We start from the raw sequence: 2326 nt of genomic DNA on the forward strand, positions 1-2326 counted from the left end.
GCCGCAGGCCCGCCACAGCCTCGAGGCGATCGAGGACAGCGCAGTGCTGCTGACGGTCGCGAAATAGTCTGGCCGGCCGGGCCGTTCATCACGATCGGCACCGGGCCAGACCGTGTCCGACCCGTCGGGCAGTGCACGAATCGGCCGATCCCGCACCATGATTCGGTGCATATCGGTACCCACGTCAGAGGTCTTCGGGTACGCGGCGTAGCGGCGAGATTCACCCTTCGGCATCGGAATCGCTTCCGGTATCGGCTTGCTGGACTGTCTGGTCGTGGCCGCCGTTGTCTGCCGGTGCGGGTGCGACGGTGAGGGGGTGGGAGGTGCGGCTCGCGGAGCCCCAGCCGATATGGGATTCTGCGCGCATGCGTTCGATCATGTGCGGGTAGTGCAGTTCGAAAGCTGGTCGCTCGGAACGGATTCGGGGTAGTTCGTAGAAGTTGTGCCGTGGGGGCGGGCTGCTGGTCGCCCATTCCAGGGAGTTGCCGTAGCCCCACGGGTCGTCCGCGGTGACCACTTCGCCGTAGCGGTAGCTTTTGAACACGTTCCACACGAAGGTGATCATCGAGAAGCCGAGGATGAACGACCCGATCGTAGAGATGGTGTTGAGTGTGGTGAACCCGTCGGCGGGCAGGTAGTCGGCGTAGCGGCGGGGCATGCCTTCGGCGCCGAGCCAGTGCTGCACCAGGAATGTGGTGTGGAAACCCAGGAACGTGGTCCAAAAGTGCAGCCGGCCCAGGCGTTCGTCGAGGAAGCGGCCGGTGAATTTCGGGAACCAGAAGTAGATGCCGCCGAAGGTCGCGAACACGATCGTGCCGAACAGCACGTAGTGGAAGTGGGCGACGATGAAGTAGGTGTCGGTGATGTGGAAGTCCAGGGGCGGGCTGGCCAGCAGTACGCCGGACAGGCCGCCGAACAGGAAGGTGGTGACGAAGCCCAGCGACCACAGCATCGGGGTTTCGAATGTCAAATGTCCCTTCCACATGGTGCCGATCCAGTTGAAGAACTTCACGCCTGTGGGTACGGCGATGAAGAACGACATCAGGGAGAAGAACGGCAGCAGCACTGCGCCGGTGGCGAACATGTGGTGCGCCCACACCGCTGACGAGAGTGCGGCGATGGCGATGGTCGCGTACACGAGAGCGGTGTAGCCGAAGACGGGTTTGCGGCTGAACACGGGAAGGATTTCGGTGATGATTCCGAAGAACGGTATCGCCACGATGTAGACCTCGGGGTGGCCGAAGAACCAGAACAGATGCTGGTAGAGGATCGGGCCGCCGGTGGCCGGGTCGTAGATGTGCCCGCCGAGGTGCCGATCAACCTCCAGGCCCATCAGGGCGGCGGTCAGGATCGGGAACGCTTCGAGCACCAGAATGCTGGTGACGAGGATGTTCCAGGTGAAGATCGGCATCCGGAACAGGGTCATGCCCGGCGCGCGCAAACACACGACGGTGGTGATCATGTTGACTGCGCCAAGGATTGTGCCGACACCCGAGACCGCCACCCCCATCACCCATAGGTCGGCGCCGACGCCGGGGGAGTGCACGGCCAGGCTCAGCGGCACATACGCCGTCCACCCGAAATCCGCCGCGCCACCGGGGGTTATGAATCCTGCGGTCGCAACGGTGGCGCCGAACAGGTACAGCCAGTAACTGAGCGCGTTCAACCGCGGGAACGCCACATCGGGAGCGCCGATCTGTAGCGGCAGCACGCAGTTGGCGAAACCGAACACGATCGGTGTCGCATAGAACAGCAACATGAGCGTGCCGTGCATGGTGAACAACTGGTTGTACTGCTCATTGGACAAGAACTGCAGCCCGGGCCGTGCGAGTTCGGCACGCATCAGCAGCGCCATCAACCCGCCGATGAGGAAGAACGAGATCGCGGTGAAGATGTACATGACGCCGAGCAGTTTCGGGTCGGTGGTGGTGACGATCTTCCACATCGCCGCGCCCTTGGGGCCCATCCGCGCCGGGAACGGGCGCTCGGCCTGCGGGACGGGCTGGATTTCGACGGGCGCTGCAGACAACGGTGAATCCCCTCTCGATTCGGCATCCTCGGCGGGCGTGGTGGTGACGTGCCCGGCCGTCGAACGCTCGGATCTATCGGTGCATCGTTGTCGGCGCTGAGCGAGACGTCGGGGTGTTGTGAACCGGGTCCGCTGGCGATGGCGTGCGCCGGGAGATCCGGTGGGGTGCGTCACCGCCCTTAGTTTATACAAGCTTTGGATGTATAAATAGAGGTATGGCGTATGTGATCGGCGAGCCGTGCGTGGACGTGATGGACCGGGCGTGTGTGGAGGAGTGTCCGGTCGACTGCATCTACG

1 protein-coding gene and 1 pseudogene are annotated in these 2326 nt (G+C 63.4%); one reads left to right on the forward strand and one right to left on the reverse strand.

The window, feature by feature from the left end; genetic code table 11:
* Nucleotides 1–220: 220 nt before the first annotated feature.
* The gene (gene ctaD, locus IG65_RS0133785; protein ID WP_081879947.1) at nt 221–1966 is read right to left on the reverse strand and encodes a cytochrome c oxidase subunit I; all 1746 of its coding nucleotides are present in this window, start codon (nt 1964–1966) and stop codon (nt 221–223) included.
* A gap of 278 nt (nt 1967–2244) precedes the next feature.
* Here ctaD and IG65_RS39500 point away from each other — a divergent pair.
* Nucleotides 2245–2326 (forward strand): annotated as a pseudogene (locus IG65_RS39500) (ferredoxin family protein); the annotation flags it as partial.

It is taken from the genome of Nocardia sp. NRRL WC-3656, from assembly GCF_000720265.1.
Taxonomy (GTDB): domain Bacteria; phylum Actinomycetota; class Actinomycetes; order Mycobacteriales; family Mycobacteriaceae; genus Nocardia; species Nocardia nova.